14 protein-coding genes and 3 tRNA genes are annotated in these 16,464 nt (G+C 69.9%); 7 read left to right on the top strand and 10 right to left on the bottom strand.

Translation table 11 applies throughout. The annotated features are described in order from the left end of the window. Window positions 1-22 precede the first annotated feature (22 nt). The 6 genes from ACGGCP_RS10745 to ACGGCP_RS10720 form a co-directional block, all read right to left on the bottom strand. Entirely contained in the window at window positions 23-865 is an 843-nt protein-coding gene (locus ACGGCP_RS10745) for a sugar ABC transporter permease (protein ID WP_392964066.1), read from the bottom strand. Between the two features lie 3 nt (window positions 866-868). Further along, window positions 869-2,290 (bottom strand): carbohydrate ABC transporter permease, encoded by a 1,422-nt coding sequence (locus ACGGCP_RS10740; protein ID WP_392964064.1) that lies wholly within the window; start codon window positions 2,288-2,290, stop codon window positions 869-871. 12 nt (window positions 2,291-2,302) lie between these two features. After that, window positions 2,303-3,619 (bottom strand): extracellular solute-binding protein, encoded by a 1,317-nt coding sequence (locus ACGGCP_RS10735; RefSeq protein WP_392964061.1) that lies wholly within the window; start codon window positions 3,617-3,619, stop codon window positions 2,303-2,305. Window positions 3,620-4,118: 499 nt separating this feature from the next. Continuing rightward, window positions 4,119-4,189 (bottom strand) — tRNA-Cys (locus tag ACGGCP_RS10730). A 48-nt stretch (window positions 4,190-4,237) separates the two neighbouring features. Then, window positions 4,238-4,309: transfer RNA gene (locus ACGGCP_RS10725), tRNA-Val, on the bottom strand. Window positions 4,310-4,333: 24 nt separating this feature from the next. After that, window positions 4,334-4,406, bottom strand: a tRNA-Gly gene (locus ACGGCP_RS10720). A 136-nt stretch (window positions 4,407-4,542) separates the two neighbouring features. Here ACGGCP_RS10720 and ACGGCP_RS10715 point away from each other — a divergent pair. The 5 genes from ACGGCP_RS10715 (at window position 4,543) to ACGGCP_RS10695 (ending at window position 12,062) form a co-directional block, all read left to right on the top strand. After that, window positions 4,543-6,882, top strand: coding sequence for a Tex family protein (locus ACGGCP_RS10715; RefSeq protein WP_392964059.1), 2,340 nt, complete (start codon window positions 4,543-4,545; stop codon window positions 6,880-6,882). Between the two features lie 54 nt (window positions 6,883-6,936). Continuing rightward, the gene (locus ACGGCP_RS10710; RefSeq protein WP_392964056.1) at window positions 6,937-8,076 is read left to right on the top strand and encodes a sensor histidine kinase; all 1,140 of its coding nucleotides are present in this window, start codon (window positions 6,937-6,939) and stop codon (window positions 8,074-8,076) included. Continuing rightward, window positions 8,073-8,744 (top strand): response regulator, encoded by a 672-nt coding sequence (locus ACGGCP_RS10705; RefSeq protein ID WP_392964053.1) that lies wholly within the window; start codon window positions 8,073-8,075, stop codon window positions 8,742-8,744. The genes ACGGCP_RS10710 and ACGGCP_RS10705 overlap by 4 nt, the downstream gene beginning before the upstream one ends. Before the next feature lie 108 nt (window positions 8,745-8,852). Then, entirely contained in the window at window positions 8,853-10,982 is a 2,130-nt protein-coding gene (locus tag ACGGCP_RS10700) for an MMPL family transporter (RefSeq protein ID WP_392964050.1), read from the top strand. 147 nt (window positions 10,983-11,129) lie between these two features. After that, entirely contained in the window at window positions 11,130-12,062 is a 933-nt protein-coding gene (locus ACGGCP_RS10695) for a LysR substrate-binding domain-containing protein (protein ID WP_392964047.1), read from the top strand. Here the strand turns inward: ACGGCP_RS10695 and ACGGCP_RS10690 are convergent. Both ACGGCP_RS10690 and ACGGCP_RS10685 read right to left on the bottom strand, forming a co-directional pair. After that, the gene (locus ACGGCP_RS10690; RefSeq protein ID WP_392964045.1) at window positions 12,041-12,367 is read right to left on the bottom strand and encodes a hypothetical protein; all 327 of its coding nucleotides are present in this window, start codon (window positions 12,365-12,367) and stop codon (window positions 12,041-12,043) included. The two genes, ACGGCP_RS10695 and ACGGCP_RS10690, sit on opposite strands and share 22 nt — an antisense overlap. Before the next feature lie 78 nt (window positions 12,368-12,445). Further along, window positions 12,446-13,147, bottom strand: coding sequence for a hypothetical protein (locus ACGGCP_RS10685; protein WP_392964043.1), 702 nt, complete (start codon window positions 13,145-13,147; stop codon window positions 12,446-12,448). Between the two features lie 165 nt (window positions 13,148-13,312). Here ACGGCP_RS10685 and ACGGCP_RS10680 point away from each other — a divergent pair, with 165 nt between their 5' ends. Both ACGGCP_RS10680 and ACGGCP_RS10675 read left to right on the top strand, forming a co-directional pair. Then, window positions 13,313-13,873: an HdeD family acid-resistance protein gene (locus ACGGCP_RS10680; RefSeq protein ID WP_392964041.1), complete on the top strand. Its 561-nt coding sequence runs from the start codon at window positions 13,313-13,315 to the stop codon at window positions 13,871-13,873. 69 nt (window positions 13,874-13,942) lie between these two features. Beyond that, a complete protein-coding gene (locus ACGGCP_RS10675) occupies window positions 13,943-14,455 on the top strand; it encodes a hypothetical protein (protein ID WP_392964040.1) in 513 nt (170 codons plus the stop codon). Window positions 14,456-14,499: 44 nt separating this feature from the next. Here the strand turns inward: ACGGCP_RS10675 and argH are convergent, their stop codons facing one another. Together argH and ACGGCP_RS10665 are read right to left on the bottom strand one after the other, a co-directional pair. Further along, window positions 14,500-15,900: an argininosuccinate lyase gene (gene argH / locus ACGGCP_RS10670; protein ID WP_392964037.1), complete on the bottom strand. Its 1,401-nt coding sequence runs from the start codon at window positions 15,898-15,900 to the stop codon at window positions 14,500-14,502. A gap of 41 nt (window positions 15,901-15,941) precedes the next feature. Further along, on the bottom strand, window positions 15,942-16,457 hold the full coding sequence (locus tag ACGGCP_RS10665; RefSeq protein ID WP_392964035.1) for an arginine repressor: 516 nt from the start codon (window positions 16,455-16,457) through the stop codon (window positions 15,942-15,944). Window positions 16,458-16,464: the final 7 nt, after the last annotated feature.

Here is a 16,464-nt window from a genome sequence, read left to right as displayed (position 1 = left end):
GCCCGCATGGGGCCGCTGGAACTCATCCCTTCTCCGCCCCGGCCATGGCGCCGGTGACGAGGTGGCGCTGCAGGACGATGTAGAGGATCGTGATCGGCACCGCGAGCACCACCGCACCGGCGGCGAACGTGGTGAAGTCGTTGGCGTACTGGTCGGTGATGAGCTGGAACAGGCCGATCGCCACGGTCTGCTTGTCACTGCTCTGCAGCAGCAGCCGCGGCAGGATGAAGTCCATCCACGGCGCGGTGAAGCTGGTGATGGCCACGAAGGTGAGCATCGGGCGCATGAGCGGCAGCACGATCTTGCGGAAGATCGTGAGCCGCCCGGCGCCGTCGAGGGCTGCGGCCTCGTCGAGGCTCGCGGGCAGGTTGTCCGTGTAGCCCTTCATGAGCCACGTGTTGTACGGCAGGGAGGCGGCGATGCTCACCAGCGCGAGGCCGGTGAGCGAGTCGAGCAGCCCGAAGTTGAGGAACAGCATGTAGACCGCGATCGCGGTCAGGAAGCTCGGGAACATCTGGAGGATGAGGATGCCGAGCATGCTGGCCTTGCGGCCCCGGAAGCGGATGCGGGCGAACACCCAGCCGCACAGGGCTGAGAGCGCGACCGATCCGACCATGTTCAGGACGGCGACGTACAGCGAGTTGAGGTACCAGCGGCCGTAGTCGGTCCGCGTGAACAGCTCGATGTAGTTGTCGAACGTCGCGTCCTCGGGGAGGGGACCGGCGTTGGCCAGCCCCCCGCCCGGCCCGAAGGAGGAGCCGACGACCCACATGAGCGGGAAGACCACGATCACGGCGACGGCGAGGAGCTGGAGGTGGAGCAGCGCGGTGGTGGCGCGGTCGCGCGCCCGCCTTGGTGCGGCCATGGGTCACAGCTCCCGGATCGCTCTGGTGCGGTTGAGGTTCAGCACCGAGATGGCGCCGACGATGAGGAAGATGACCAGGCTCATGACCGCGCCGATGTTGTAGAGGCGGTTGTCGAGCGTGAGCTTGAACAGCCACGTGACGAGCAGGTCGGTGCTCCCGGCGAACCGGTAGTCCACATTGTCTGGTCCGCCTTCGGTGAGGAAGTAGATGACGCCGAAGTTGTTGAAGTTGTGGACGAACGACAGGACGAGCAGCGGCATGACCGTCCGCTGGACGATCGGCAGCGTGATGTACCGGAACCGCTGGAGCGGACCGGCGCCGTCGATGCGGGCGGCCTCGTAGTAGCTGTCGGGGATGTTCGCGAGGACGCCGCCGACGAGGGCCATGAAGAACGGGAAGCCGAGCCACAGGTTGACCAGGAGCGCGACCGCGCGGGCGAGGTTCGGGTGGGACGGGTCGGTGAACCAGTAGATGCGCTCGTCGGTGAGGCCGAGGTCGACGAGCCACTGGCTGACGGGTCCGAACTGGCCGTTGAACATGGAGCGGAACACCAGGGCTGAGACGATCGCGGGGACCGCCCACGGCAGCAGGAAGACCGAGCGCCACACGCGCGGGAACCTGACCCTCGGGCTGGCGAGGAGCACGGCCTGGAGCATGCCCGCCGCGTAGGTCGTGACGGTGGCGAGGACGGCCCACACGACGGTCCAGCCCAGGATGCCGACGAACGTCGCGGTCCACGAGGGCACCGCGAAGATCGTCGCGAAGTTCTCGAACCCGACCCAGCTGACGAGGTGCTTGGGCGGCAGGTTGTCCCGGTTGTAGTCGGTGAAGGCCACGAGGATGCCGAAGAGCACCGGGAGGACCGCCATGAAGACCAGGAGCACCATGCCGGGCGAGAGCACGATGTAGGCGAACGCGCCTTCCCACAGCCGCCGGAAGTAGGCGCGCGAGGCCTCGGGACGGGCGCCCGTGTTGAGGGCGGTCCGGTACCGGACCGCGTCGCGGACGCTCCAGCCCCACACGATGGCGAGCAGCGCCAGCGTCAGGAGGGCGATGAGGCCGTTGGCCATGAGGACGATCGAGTTGTCGCCTTCGGTGAGGCCGGTGATGGTCATCTCGCGGGGCTGGGTGCCGAGGGTGAACAGGCCCCACAGGCCGCGGATGAAGAACCCGCCGTTGCTGCGCGGCGTGAAGTCCATCCCGGCGTAGTAGTTGCCGGAGGCGATCTCCCAGCCGACCAGGCCTGCGAAGAACGCGAAGAAGAACGCGGCCTTGCCCGCCTGGCGGTTGATCAGCTGGCCCGCGCCCCACACCAGTGCCGAGGCGAGGCCCGGCACCGGCGCGGCGAGTTCGCGGCCCGTCCGCTCCGGGACGCGCGGGGTGCGTCTCGGAGCGGACGGCTTCGAGGTCGAAGTGGTGGTCACGGTGCCCGGCCCCTAGAGCCCGTGCAGTTCGTCGTAGGTGGTCACGGCCTTCTCCTGGGCGGCCGCCGCATCGGACAGGCCGTCCCAGACGTCGATGACCATCGTGTTGCCGGTCTCCCAGAAGTACTGGGGCACTTGGGGAATGAGCTCGGCGTTGGCGGACTGCGCCACGACGCCCGCCACGTGCGGGTCGTCGCTGATCCCCTCGATGCCGGCGAGCAGGTCGCCGTCGAGGGCGGGGATCTGGCCGGTGGCGCCGTAGACGGCGGCGGCGCCCGCGTCGGAGGCCATGAAGTTCGCGAAGACCCTGGCCGCCGCCGGGTGCTCGGAGTAGCCGGAGACGACGGCGACGTGCATCCCGGCGAACGAGCCGGCGGGTCCGCCGCCTTCGATGCCCGGCAGCGTGGTCACTCCGTACTCGAAGCCGTGCTCGGCCGCCCCGGTGTCGAAGAGCGAGAAGCTCCACGGGCCGGTGATGACGTACGGGGTCTCGCCCTTGGCGAACCCCTCTTCGATCGTCTCCCAGGTGCTGTCGGCGCTGGGCACGTCGTAGATCTCCCGCAGGCCCGCGTAGTAGTCGAGCGCCCCGGTGAGGGCCGGGTCGTCGAAGCCCGGGGCGTCGACGTCGCCGTCGGGGTAGACCTGCCAGCCCGCGGAGGAGAGGATCGGGTAGGCGCGATAGATCTCCGAAGTGGACATGCGGAGCGTCCAGCGGTTCGACGATGGATCGTTATAATCCGCAGCGAGCGCTTGGATCTCCTCCCAGGTCGCCGCGGGCCGATCGGAACCGGTCAGCTCCTCGAGAAGCGTCGTGTTGTAGATGAGCGCGAGCGATTCGGTGGTCACAGGCACCGCGTACATCTGGTCCTCGACGGTGACGACGCTGGTGAAGGCCCCGCTCATCCGCTCCTGGAGCACGCCGGTGTACTCCCCCATCGCCGCGGCGGTGCCGTCGTCGACGGCTCGCGCGACCTGGTCGTAGAAGCTCATGTAGACGTCGGCGCCGTTCCCGGCCTCGCCGGCCAGGGACATCTTCTCCACGGCGTCGTTCTTCGCGACGAGCTCGTACTCGACCTCCATGTCCGGGTACGCGTCCTCGAACTCCTCCTTGAAGGTGGCGATGACGGCCTCGGCGAGGTAATCCTCCTCGAACCAGACCTTCAGCGGCACTTCACCGGAGGCGATGTCCTCCTCGATGACGTACTGTCCGGCCTCGGCGTCCCACTCCAGTTCAGAGGCCTGCTCCTCCTCAACGGGCCCGCCGCACCCGGCCAACCCCAGTCCCAGCACTGTCGCCGCCGCGGTGGCGGCAACTCCCTTGCGTCGCATCGCGTGTCCTTGTCTCCATGAGGGATGCCACCGCGGACTTCCTTCGGCGGCCTGTGAACGTTTGCATAAACGTAGCGACATACATCACTGGAGGCAAGACTTCCTCGCGGCTATTGAACCGTTTTGCACGAATCGAAAACGTTAAAATGATTGCAACTTTGTCACGACGACCGCTTGCGCGAGCCTCGTTGAGCCGTTTTCATCGCATATGAGCGTGCACGTTCACAGGCATCCTCGGAGACGTGCCCGATCGGCGCCACCGCAGCGACAAGGTGCCGCGTCGGCGGTCCTCGCAGGTGATGCCGAGATTCGGGGTCGCCCGCTCGAACCTGTTCCGCCGGACGGGTGACAGGCTTTCCGGGCCGGTGGGCATACGCGATGACACGATGGATCTCGTGAGACCCCCGAGTCCCACGGTCCGTTCACGGACCGGCGGAGGATCGGGTGGAGTCGGCGACGGCCCGCGGAGCGGGTCCGAGACGACGGGAAGTTTGAGTTGAGGTGGGTACGGGATTCGAACCCGTGTGCACGGCTTTGCAGGCCGTTACCTAACCACTCGGACAACCCACCATGATGTGAAGAAGACCCGGGCCTTACGACCTGGGCCTTTCACTTCGGTGGACGATACTGGGATTGAACCAGTGACCTCTCCCGTGTCAGGGGAGTGCTCTCCCGCTGAGCTAATCGTCCGGGATAGCGCTCTTTCGAGCTCCGAGCGGACGACCGGGATCGAACCGGCGACCTACACCTTGGCAAGGTGTCGCGCTACCAACTGCGCTACGTCCGCATGTCATTTCCAGGGGCTTTTCCGTTCCCCCGGCGACGGGATAGAACTTTACCCAATGCCTGAACGAGCGTCCACCGGGGGGTCGGGCCTTCCGGCTTCGGGCCGTGTTGTCGCAGCGCTCTGGCAGAATCCTCCCGTGGCTCAAGCTATCGATCAGCGCATCGCCGAGGAACTCTCGGTCGGCGCCCATCAAGTCCGCTCGGCCGTCGCGCTTCTCGACGACGGCTCGACCGTTCCGTTCATCGCCCGGTACCGCAAGGAGGCCACCGGGGGCCTCTCCGACGAGCAGCTGCGCGCGCTCGAAGAGCGCCTGGGTTACCTGCGCGAGCTCGAGGCCCGCCGCAAAGCGGTCCTCGAATCCATCAACGAGCAGGGCAAACTCACCGAAGCGCTCGCCGCGCAGATCGACGCCGCCGACACCAAGGCGCGGCTCGAGGACCTCTACGCGCCCTTCAAGGTCAAGCGCCGGACCAAGGCCCAGATCGCCCGCGAGGCGGGTCTCGAACCGCTCGCGGACCTTCTTTTGAGTGATCCGTCACAGGACCCCGAGACGGCCGCGGCGGCGTTCACCGACGCCGCGAAGGAGGTGCCGGACGCGGCCGCCGCGCTGGCCGGGGCGCGAGCGATCCTCACCGAGCGGTTCAGCGAGGACGCCGACCTCATCGGCTCCTTGCGCGAACGCATGTGGAAGCGGGGACGGCTGGTCTCGAAGGTCCGCGACGGGGCCGAGGAGAAGGGCGCGAAGTTCTCGGACTACTTCGATTTCGCCGAGACGTTCACCACGATTCCCTCGCACCGGGTGCTCGCGCTCATGCGCGGCGAGAAGGAGGAGGCGCTGTCGCTGGCGCTGGAGCCGGGCGAGTCCGAGGCCGACGGGGCCGACTGCGAGGCCGTGATCGCCGCGAAGTTCGGGATCAGGGACGCGGGGCGGCCCGCCGACGCGTGGCTGGCGAAGACCGTCTCGTGGGCGTGGCGCACGCGCATCCTCGTCAAGCTGGGCGTCGACCTGCGGATGCGGCTGTGGCAGCTCGCGGAGGACGAGGCCGTGAAGGTCTTCGCCGCGAACCTGAAGGACCTGCTGCTCGCGGCCCCGGCCGGGCCGAAGACCGTGATGGGCCTCGACCCGGGGTACCGCACCGGCGTGAAGGTGGCCGTGGTCGACCCGACGGGCAAGGTGCTCGACGCGACCGCGATCCTGCCGCACCAGCCGCAGAACCAGTGGGACGCGTCGCTGGCGACCCTCGCCGGGCTCGTCAAGAAGCACGGCGTGCAGCTCATCGCGATCGGCAACGGCACCGCCTCGCGCGAGACGGACCGGCTCGCCGCCGACCTCATCAAGGCGATGAGCGGGGTCGCGGAGCTGTCGAAGATCGTGGTCTCCGAGGCCGGGGCCTCGATCTACTCGGCTTCGGCGTACGCGACGAAGGAGCTGCCGGGCATGGACGTGTCCCTGCGCGGGGCCGTCTCGATCGCGCGGCGGCTCCAGGACCCGCTCGCGGAGCTGGTGAAGATCGAGCCGAAGCACATCGGCGTCGGCCAGTACCAGCACGACCTGACTGAGTCCAAACTCACCAGATCCCTTGAGGCCGTGGTCGAGGACGCGGTGAACGCGGTCGGCGTGGACCTCAACACGGCGTCGGTGCCGCTCCTGTCCCAGGTGTCGGGGCTCTCGGAGGGCGTGGCCGCGAACATCGTGGCCTACCGCGACGAGCACGGCCGCTTCGCCGACCGCAAGGCGCTGCTGAAGGTGCCCCGCTTGGGCCCCAAGGCGTTCGAGCAGGCCGCCGGGTTCCTCCGGGTCGCCGACGGGGACAACCCGCTCGACGCCTCGGCAGTGCACCCCGAGGCGTACCCGGTGGTCGAGCGCATCCTCACCGCCACCGGCGCCCCGATCGGCGCGCTCGTGGGCGACGCGAGGACCCTGCGCGGGCTCAAGCCCGGCGACTTCGCGGACGACCGCTTCGGCGTGCCCACGGTCTCCGACATCCTCGCCGAGCTGGAGAAGCCCGGCCGCGACCCGCGGCCGGAGTTCAAGGCCGCCACGTTCAAGGAGGGCGTCGAGAAGGTCTCGGACCTCAAGCCCGGGATGCTCCTCGAAGGGGCCGTGACGAACGTCGCGGCGTTCGGCGCGTTCGTCGACATCGGCGTCCACCAGGACGGCCTGGTGCACATCTCGGCGCTCGCCAACCGGTACGTGGAGGACCCGCGCGAGATCGTCAAGCCCGGCGACGTCGTCAAGGTGAAGGTGATCTCTGTCGACCTCCAGCGCCAGCGCATCGCGCTGACGATGCGGCTCGACGACGAACCCGAGCAGGGCGGCCAGCAGGGCCAGCGCCGCGGCCAGGGCGGCCAAAGCGGAGCGGGCAAGGGCGGCAAGGGGAACGGGCGGCAGCAGCCGCGTCAGCGCGGCGGGCAGCAGGCGGCCCCGCAGAGCGCGATGGCCGAGGCGCTGCGCCGCGCCGGTCTCGCGAAGTAGCGGTTTCACGGAGCGCCCGGTTCCGGCCGGGCGCTCCTCTTTAGGCTGGGAGGCGTGCTGAACCGCTTCTCGATCTCCCGGATGGACCTCCTCGCGGGGTCCGTCAACGCCGTGATCGTGCTGGGCTGGACGTTCACGCAGTGGGGGCTGCGCGCGCGCGACACGATAGGGCTCAACGAGCCCCTGGCGTGGACGGTGCTGTTCGTCTCGATCGTCGCCCTGTTCTTCCGCAGCGTGTTCCCGCTGGCGGTCACGTTGGTCACGATGGTCTGCACGATCGTGTACTACCCGGCGTCCTCGATCGACGGGCCGATGCTGCTGGCGTTCGTGGTCGCCCTGTACACGCTGGCGGCGCTGGGGCGCATCTGCGCGGCGGGGGTGATCGCCGGGCTGGTGTTCCTGACCGTGGTGATCTCGGAGGTCCTGGCGAACTTCGCGCACATGACCGAGAGCGAGACGCTCATGCTCGCCGGGTGGATCATCGCGGTCCCGGCGATCGGCGCGGTCGTGGCGCACAACCGGCGGGTGCAGGCGGAGACCGCTGTGGCCCTTGCGGAGACGCAGTTGCGCAGTGTGGCGGAGGAGCGGCTGCGGATCGCGCGGGAGCTGCACGACGCGGTCGGGCACCACCTGTCCCTCATCAACGTGCAGACGTCGGCGGCGCTGCGGAAGCTGCGCAAAGACCCGTTGTACCGGACCGAGGAGACCCTGCAGGTCATCGCCGACACGAGCCAGTTGTCGCTGCGGGAGCTGCGGGCGATGGTCGGGGTGCTGCGCGAGCCCGGGGAGGAGTCGCCGACCGGGCCGGGGCCGAGCCTGGAGCAGTTGCCTTCGCTGGTGGCGGCGGCGCGGGCGTCGGGCCTGGAGGTGGATCTGCGGGTGGACGGCAGCGCGGTGCTGCCGGTGGCGGTGGACGCGGCGGCGTACCGGGTGGTGCAGGAGTCGCTGACGAACGTGCTGCGGCACGCGAAGGCGAAGCGGGTGCAGATCAAAGTGGTCACGGGGACGTCGACGCTCGCGGTCGCGGTGGTCGACGACGGCCTGGGCGATGCCAAGGGCGCCAAAGGGGCCGGAAACGGACTGACGGGGATGCGCGAGCGGGCCGAGAGCCTCGGCGGTACCTTCGACGCGGGGCCGCGCGACGACGGCGGCTTCTCGGTCGAGGCCACGTGGCCGCTGGAGGTTGACAGGTGATCCGGGTGATGCTGGTGGACGACCAGCGGCTGGTGCGGGCGGGGTTCGCGTCGATCCTCGGCGACGAGGAGGACATCGAGCTGGTCGCGGAGGCGAGCGACGGGGCCGAGGCGCTGGAGCTGGCGCGGCGGCACCGTCCCGACGTGGCGCTCATGGACATCCGCATGCCCAATATGGACGGCCTGGAGGCGACAGAGCGGATCGGCCGCGACGCGAAGCTCGACGGCGTCAAGGTCGTGATCCTCACGACGTTCGACGAGGACGACTACGTGTACCGGGCGCTGCGCGCGGGCGCGAGCGGGTTCCTCGTGAAGGACACCGACCCCGACGAGCTGATCCACGCGATCCGCGTGGTCGCGGCCGGGGAAGCGCTGATCTCGCCGAAGGTGACGCGGCGGCTCATCGGCGAGTTCGCGGGCCGGATCGCCCGGCCCGAGCCGAGCGCGAAGCTGAACGCGCTCACCGAGCGGGAGACCGAGGTCCTCAAGCTCGTGGCCACCGGGATGAGCAACGACGAGATCGCCGGGACCCTGTTCCTGTCCCCCGCCACCGCGAAGACGCACGTCAGCCGCATCATGTCGAAGCTCTCCGCGCGGGACCGGGCGCAGCTGGTGGTGACCGCGTACGAGTCGGGCCTGGTGCGCCCGACCTGGACCGACGGCGAGTAGTGCGACTCTCAACGTACGTTCCGCGCCGCGGCTAATCCCTGGGACGTAGGCAGATCTCCGCTGCTGAGCCGATGCAGCCGAGCGGTCCCGACCGCGACAGTGGTCGGTATGGAAACACACCTTGCCTCGAAGCCCTCGGCGCTCGCGCGGCTGTCCGGTTGGACGCAGCGCCGCCCGCTGATCGCACTCCTCCTCTGGGTCCTCGTGTTCGGCGCCGCGATCGGCGCCTCCAGCGCGGTCGGATCCGCGTTCGAAGACGACAACGCGATGCCCGGCACCGAGTCGCAGGAGCTCTCCGACCTCCTCGACGAGCGCGCTCCCGATGCGAACGAGTCCACCGTGCAGGTGGTCTTCGGCGCCGACGACGTCGCGGCCGAGCAGGCCGCCGTCGAGGCCTTCCTCGCCGACCTCGCCGACGAGCCGGGCGTGACCGGCGTGAACGACCCCTTCGCCGAGTACGGCTCGATCAGCGAGGACGGCACCGTCGGCTACGCGACGTTGAGCTGGGACGGCACCGCCGCCGAGGCGGCCGACCTGATCCCGAAGGCCGAGGAGGCCTCCGGCGACGGGCTCGCGTTCGCGCTGGGCGGCGACGTGATCCGCGAGGCCGGGGAAGGCGGCGGCGGCGCGGCCGAGGGCATCGGCATGCTCGCGGCCCTGGTCATCCTCGTGCTCATGTTCGGGTCGCTGCTCGCGGCGAGCCTGCCGCTCATCACCGCGGTGTTCGCCGTGGGCACCGCGTTCTGCCTGTCGATGCTCGTGTCCCATGTCGTCACGCTGCCGACGTTCCTGACGCCCATCATGTTCCTCGTCGGCGTCGGCGTCGGCGTCGACTACGCGCTCATCATCTTCGCCCGCTTCCGGTCCGAGCTCCGCAACGGCGCGAGCCGCAAGGCCGCCGCCGCCACGGCGCTCGACACCGCTGGGCGCTCGGTCCTGTTCGCCGGGTCGGTCGTCATCGTGGCGCTCATGGGCCTGTTCGCGCTCGGCCTGGGCTCGCTCCAGGCGGTCGCGATCGCGGTGGCGCTCACCGTGCTCGTCACGATGCTCGCGTCCGTGACGCTGCTGCCCGCGCTGCTCGCCCTGTTCGGCAAGCGGATCGAGAAGTCGGTGCGCAAGCGGGCCGCGAAGTCCGCGCGCACTCCGGGGTCGCGCTGGATCGGCTGGTCGCGGTTCGTGGAGAAGCGGGCGTGGCTCGCGATCGTCGTGGTCACCGCCGGGCTCGTCGCTCTGGCGTCGCCGCTGCTGGGCCTGCGCCTCGGCTTCGCCGACGCCGGGACGGACGCCGAGGGCACGACCAGCCGCGAGGCGTACGACCTGCTCTCGGGCGGGTTCGGCGAGGGCTTCAACGGCCCGCTCATGGTCGTCACCGACGGCACCGAGGCCGAGGCGAACGCCGCGTTCGAGGCCATGGACGGGCTCGACTCGGTCGCGATGGCCTCCCCGCCGTTCGCGATCGGCGAGGACCTGTGGCTGTCGACTGTTGTGGGCACGGCCGGTCCGGCCGACCAGGCCACGGTGGACCTCGTCCACGAACTGCGCGACGACGTGCTGAGCGACGTCGAGGGCACCCAGCTCGTCGGCGGCTCCACGGCCGCCGCGATCGACTTCAGCGACATCATGATCGAGAAGGCCCCGCTGTTCCTGCTGTTCGTCGTCGGGCTCTCGCTCCTGCTGCTGATGGTCGTGTTCCGCTCGGTCCTCATCCCGGTCAAGGCCGCGATCCTCAACCTGATGACGATCGGTGCGAGCCTCGGCGTGGTCGCCTGGATCTTCCAGGAGGGCATGTTCGGCATCCCGGCGGGCCCGGTCGAGGCGTTCGTGCCCGTCATGTCGTTCGCGATCATCTTCGGGCTCTCGATGGACTACGAGGTGTTCCTCATGTCCCGCATGCAGGAGGAGTGGCGGCGCACCGGCGACGCGACCGAGGCGGTCCGCCGCGGCCTCGCCTCCACCGGCGGCGTGGTCACCGCCGCCGCGGCGATCATGATGGCGGTGTTCGGCTCGTTCATCCTGGACGACGCGCGCCTCCTCCAGCAGTTCGGCATCAGCATGGCCGTCGCGATCTTCATCGACGCGTTCGTGATCCGCTGCCTCCTCGTCCCCGCGATCATGAAGGTCATGGGCCGCGGCGCCTGGTGGATCCCCAAGTGGCTCGACAAGGCCCTCCCGCACGTGACCGTCGAACCCGAGTCCGACCCGAAGCCGGTCGAGCGCGAACCGGCCCTGACCCGCTAGACCCGCAGAGGAAACCAGAGGCCCCGGCGCTGCGCGCCGGGGCCTTCCCTGTACCAGATCGCGAGTGGCGCAGACGTTCGTGAATAATCGGCGTTAAGCGAGGCTCAGCGAGCGTTGAGCCGGATTGAACGCCGGGAGCGGACTGCCATGGAGCGACAGGAGATCGAGGCCTTCCTCGCGCTGTGCGAAGAGCTGCACTTCGGCCGTACCGCCAAGCGCCTCCGCGTCTCCCCCGCCCGCGTCACCCAGCTCATCCAGAAGGTCGAACGCCTCGTCGGGGCCCCGCTGTTCGAGCGGACGAGCCGGGGCGTGGTCCTCACCGAACTCGGTCGGCAGTTCCGGCAGGACCTCGGGCCCGCCCACGACGCCGTGCAGGAAGCGGTGCGCCGCGCCGTCGGTTCGGGACGGGGCATCGGCGGGGAGCTGCGCCTCGGCTTCCTCGGCACCGAGAACGGCAGGCACCTGGTTGCCCTCGGCCGCGAGTTCGAGGCGCGGCACGAGGACGCCACGACGAGGCTCCTGCTGGAGTCCGAGATCGGCGACCATCTGCGGCCGCTGCGCGAGCACCGGGTGGACCTGGTGGCCACGCTCATGCCGGTCGACGACCCCGAACTCGTCGTCGGACCGGTGGTCATGCGCGAACCGCTGCTCATGGCCATGCCCGAGAACCACCCGCTCGCCGCCCGCGACCAGACCCGCATCGAGGACCTGGCCGACCACGCGGTCATCGTCTCCTCCGCGCAGGAGGACACCTGGATCGACTTCTTCGTGCCCCGCCGCACGCCCTCCGGACGCGAGATCGTGCGCACGCACCTCGTGGACACGCTCCAGGCCGGGATGGCGCTGATCGTGAACGGCGCCGCAATCGGCCCGATCATCACCCAGTTCGCGAAGTACAACCAGCACCCCGGCATCACCTACCGGCCGCTCGTCGACGCCCCGACCGTCGAATCGGCGCTGGTCTGGACCGCGGCCAAGGAGAACTCGGCGATCCGCGCCTTCGCGCGCATCGCGGAGGAGCGCGGCCCGGTCGACCTCGAGTGGGACCCGCTCGCGGCTCAGCCGCCCAGAGCCTCCTGAGCCGACCGCTTCGCGAGGGCGCGCTTGAACGAGCGGTTCCAGCACCCGCGCAACATGAACGCGAGCAGTGCACGGGCCACCGGCGGACGCAGCAGCCCCGCCACCGTCCGTCCGAATCGGATGCCTTTGAGCCGCAACGAGGCTCGGAGCAGGGACCGCCGCACCGACATCGCCCGCGACACCCGCATCCCGGCCAGGCGGCAGCGCATCGCGGCGCCGACCGAGAGGCGCGGCGCGCTTCGCTCGTCGTCGACCGGCATCGGCAGGTAGACGGGGAAGGGCCGTTCGAGATGTTCGATGTCCATTGCCGGGTTCCTAGGGGTTCGTTCCGCTTGCGCGGCTCACCCCTCAATCCTCACCGCTCCCCGCGGGCCCGGCAATGATCATCTTGTTAAGGACGGTTCAGTGCTTCTCAACGAGTGCGAGGCAACCTTTCGGAGCGCCGCGATCTCCTCCGAAGTGGACTGTCGGACGACCGCGCCGATCTCGGCGAGGTACCTGCGCCGCTCGGGCGGGAAGCTCGCCAGCACACGATCCGGGTCCTTCAGCAGCTCGCCGTAGATGACGAGCCCCTCGGCGTAGAAGAGGTCGACCAGGCGCGTCTCGCCCGACGGCGTCGCCATCACGTTGCCCGGATTGCGGTCAAGGCCGCCCCAGTACGGGACCGCCTCGGCCGCTTCGGCGTGCAGGCGCTCGGCCTCGGCGCGGACCGCCGCGACCGGGTCGCCCGGCTCCGCAGCGTCCCAGCGCCTCCAGACCTCGGCGGCGCGGTCGCCCCCGGCCGGGGTCAGGAACTCCATGACGGTGATGCGCCCGCCGCCTTCGAGCGGCGAATCGAGCTCGACCCGCGGCAGCAGCGGATTGCCCGGCAGGGCCCGGCACAGCCGCACGAACACCTCGTAGGCCGGTTCGAACGGGCTCACCCGCGCCGCCAGCCCGCCGTCCGGCGAGCGCCACACCGTCGCCCAGTCCCCCGCGCCGCAGACGTTCCACCCGTCGGCCAGCAGCCACCCGGCCGCCTCCCGGTGGTTCAGCTCCCCCAGAGCCTCCATATCGGACAGGAACCCGCACAGCACATCGCTCACGCCCGCAGCCTACGCACCGCACCGCCGATCAAGAAGCGAATATCGGCGCCCGTTCCGCCCGATCGGCGTCCCGCGCCGCTTTTCCACGGAAACCGCTAAAGCGCCCCGGGTTCGGTCTAGCCTCGGAGATAGGAGCGTTATCGCAGGTGGAACGGGGTGGTCGCGATGCTCGAATTGCTCGCCAAGAACTGGGGCTGGGTGCTGGTGCGGGGCGTCTTCACCATCGTCTTCGGCGCCATGGCCGTGTTCTGGCCCGAGATCACGCTGCTCGCGCTCGTCATCCTGTTCGGCGCGTACGCGGTGGTCGACGGCATCACCGCTATCGCCATGGGCGCCAGGCGCTCCAGCGGCCGGGGCATCCTCATCACCCTGGGCGTCCTCGGCGTGATCGCCGGTCTCATCGCGCTCTTCTGGCCGGGCCTCAGCGCCCTCGCGCTGCTCTACCTGATCGCGATCTGGGCGATCGTGATCGGCGTCGGCTCGATCGTGAGCGGCTTCGGCCTCTCCCGCGACGCGGGCGGGCGCTGGCTGTTCGTCATCTCCGGCCTCGCCGGGGTCGTGCTGGGCATCGTGCTGCTGTTCAACCCGGGCGAAGGCGCTGTCGCGCTCGTCGTGACCATCGGGTTCTTCGCGATCATCTGGGGCTTCTTCACCGTCTTCACCGCCGTGCGGCTGCGCCGCCTCGCCAAGGAGCTTGACGCCCGAGGGGACTTCACGGATATTTAGGACTGTACATATTTGAAAACGGAGCGCGAAGGTTGGGCGCGCACCCCTCGACGACCAGGAGTCGCCATCATGCACCCACCCCGCACCCGCCGCAACGCCGTGAGGACCGCCCTGGTGGTCCTCACGGCGCTGTTCACCCTCCTCATGGCCGGGATCCCGGCCGCCGCCGCGCCCATCGGGTATGAGACCGAGGCGCTCGCCGAGGACTACTGCACGCTGTACTCGACAGCGGGCGACGCCGCATGGGCCGAGATCGCGGTCGAGCCGACCGTCAGCTTCAGCGGCAAGGCCTGGACCACGTTCTTCATGGACGGCAGGCCCTGCCTGCACGTCGAGCCGCAGCCCCGGCACCTGGAGTTCGTCGCCTACGACGTCAAGGGCGTGCCGCTCGACATCGAGCGCATGGCGGTGCCGCACCGCGACGCGTCCTACGAGTACGCGTTCTCGCTCGTCGCCGACGAGACGACGTCGATCGCCTTCGTGAGCGTGGGGGTGTGCCGCACCGAACCGGTGACCGGGAACGGCGAGCCGTCCGCGAACTGCGACGGGCTCCTCTTCATCGCACCGCCCGTCGAAGGGTGAACGACGAAGCGGCCCGTGCGATGCACGGGCCGCTTTCGCTTGGGCTACTTGGCCTCGGACCAGCCGCGCCAGGCCTCGATCTGCTCGCGCACGTTCGCGAGCTGGTCGGCCACCGGCTTCGGCCCGGTCGAACCCGGGGTCGTGCGGCCCGCCAGCGCGCCGTCCACATCGAGCACGGCCTTGACGGACGGGTCGAGGTGCTCGGAGATGCCCGCCAGGTCGGCGTCGGCGATCTCGTGCAGCTCGATGCCGCGCGTCTCGCAGTGCGCGACGCAGGCGCCCGCGATCTCGTGGGCGCTGCGGAACGGGACGCCCTTGCGCACCAGCCAGTCCGCGATCTCCGTGGCGAGGCTGAACCCGGTCGGGGCCGACGCGCGCGGGACCTCGACGTTGAACTTCATCGTCGCGACCATCCCGGTGACGGCGGGCAGCAGGAGCGCGAGGTTGTCGAGCGAGTCGAAGACCGGCTCCTTGTCCTCCTGCAGGTCCTTGTTGTACGTGAACGGCAGGCCCTTGAGGGTGACGAGCAGGCCGGTCAGGTTGCCGACGAGGCGGCCGGACTTGCCGCGCGCGAGCTCGGCGACGTCGGGGTTCTTCTTCTGCGGCATGATCGACGAGCCCGTGGAGAACGCGTCGTCGAGGGTGACCCAGCCGAACTCCTGGCTCGACCAGAGGATGACCTCCTCCCCCAGACGGGAGAGGTGGATGCCGACCATGGAGCAGACGAAGAGCAGTTCGGCGGCGAAGTCGCGGTCCGAGACGCCGTCGAGGGAGTTCGCGACGGGGCCGTCGAAGCCCAGCTCCTCGGCCACGGCGACCGGGTCGAGCGGCAGCGACGAGCCAGAGAGCGCGCCCGAGCCGAGCGGGGAGAGCGCGGCCCGGCTGTCCCAGTCCCGCAGGCGGTCCAGGTCGCGCAGGAGGCCCTGCGCGTGGGCCAGGAGCTGGTGGCCGAGGGTGATCGGCTGCGCGTGCTGGAGGTGGGTCATGCCGGGCGCGGGCGCGTCGACGAGGCCCGCGGCCTGCTCGGTCAGGGCCGCGACGAGGTCGGTGAGGTCGGCGGCGAGGCCGCGCGCGTGGTCGCGGCAGTACAGGCGCAGGTCGGTGGCGATCTGGTCGTTGCGCGAGCGTCCGGCGCGGAGCTTGCCGCCGAGGTCGCCGAGGCGTTCGACGAGGCCGCGTTCGAGCGCGGTGTGCACGTCCTCGTCGGCGACGGTGCCGGTGAACGCGCCGGAGGCGACGTCGTCGCCGAGGCCGTCGAGGGCGGCGAGCATCTTCTCGAGCTCGTCGGCGGTCAGGAGGCCCGCGCGGTTGAGCACGCGCGCATGGGCTTTCGAGGCCTTGAGGTCGTACGGCGCGAGGCGCCAGTCGAAGCCGATCGAGGCGTTCAGGGCCTCGAGCGCGGCGGCCGGGCCGCCCGAGAAGCGGCCTCCCCACAGTTTCGCCATTACGCGGCGTCTCCCTTGCTGAGCTTCACGGTCATTGCTGGTTAGTCCTGGGCCGCATAGGGGTCGGGGCCTTTGCCCGCCCAGTGGAGCATCTGGTCGGCCACGTGCGCGCCGGTGACGCCGTCGCGGGCGATGACGGCGATCGTGTCGTCCCCGGCGATCGTGCCGATGATGTCGGAGAGGCCGGAGCGGTCGATGGCGCTGGCGAGGTACTGGGCCGCGCCGGGCGGGCAGCGCAGGACGGCCATGTTGCCGGAGTGGTCGGCGCCGACGAGGAGTTCGCGCAGGAGCCGCTGGAGGCGGTCGGAGGCGATCTCGGTGTCGCGGAGGGGCCGTTCGCCTTCGGCGAAGATCGAGTAGACGGCGGAGCCGCCGTCGGTGCCGCGCACCTTGACCGCGCCGAGCTCTTCGAGGTCGCGCGAGAGGGTGGCCTGGGTGGCCTCGATGCCGTCGGCGGCGAGGAGGTTCGCGAGCTCGGTCTGGGAGCGGATGGGGCTGCCCGAGATCAGCTCGACGATGCGGGCCTGGCGGGCCGCCTTGGTGGTCGGCTGGTTCATCGGCGTC

Origin of the sequence: Glycomyces sp. NPDC048151 (assembly GCF_043202775.1) — a bacterium.
In the GTDB taxonomy this organism is placed as follows: domain Bacteria; phylum Actinomycetota; class Actinomycetes; order Mycobacteriales; family Micromonosporaceae; genus Glycomyces.
This window is presented reverse-complemented; position numbering and strand designations above follow the sequence as displayed.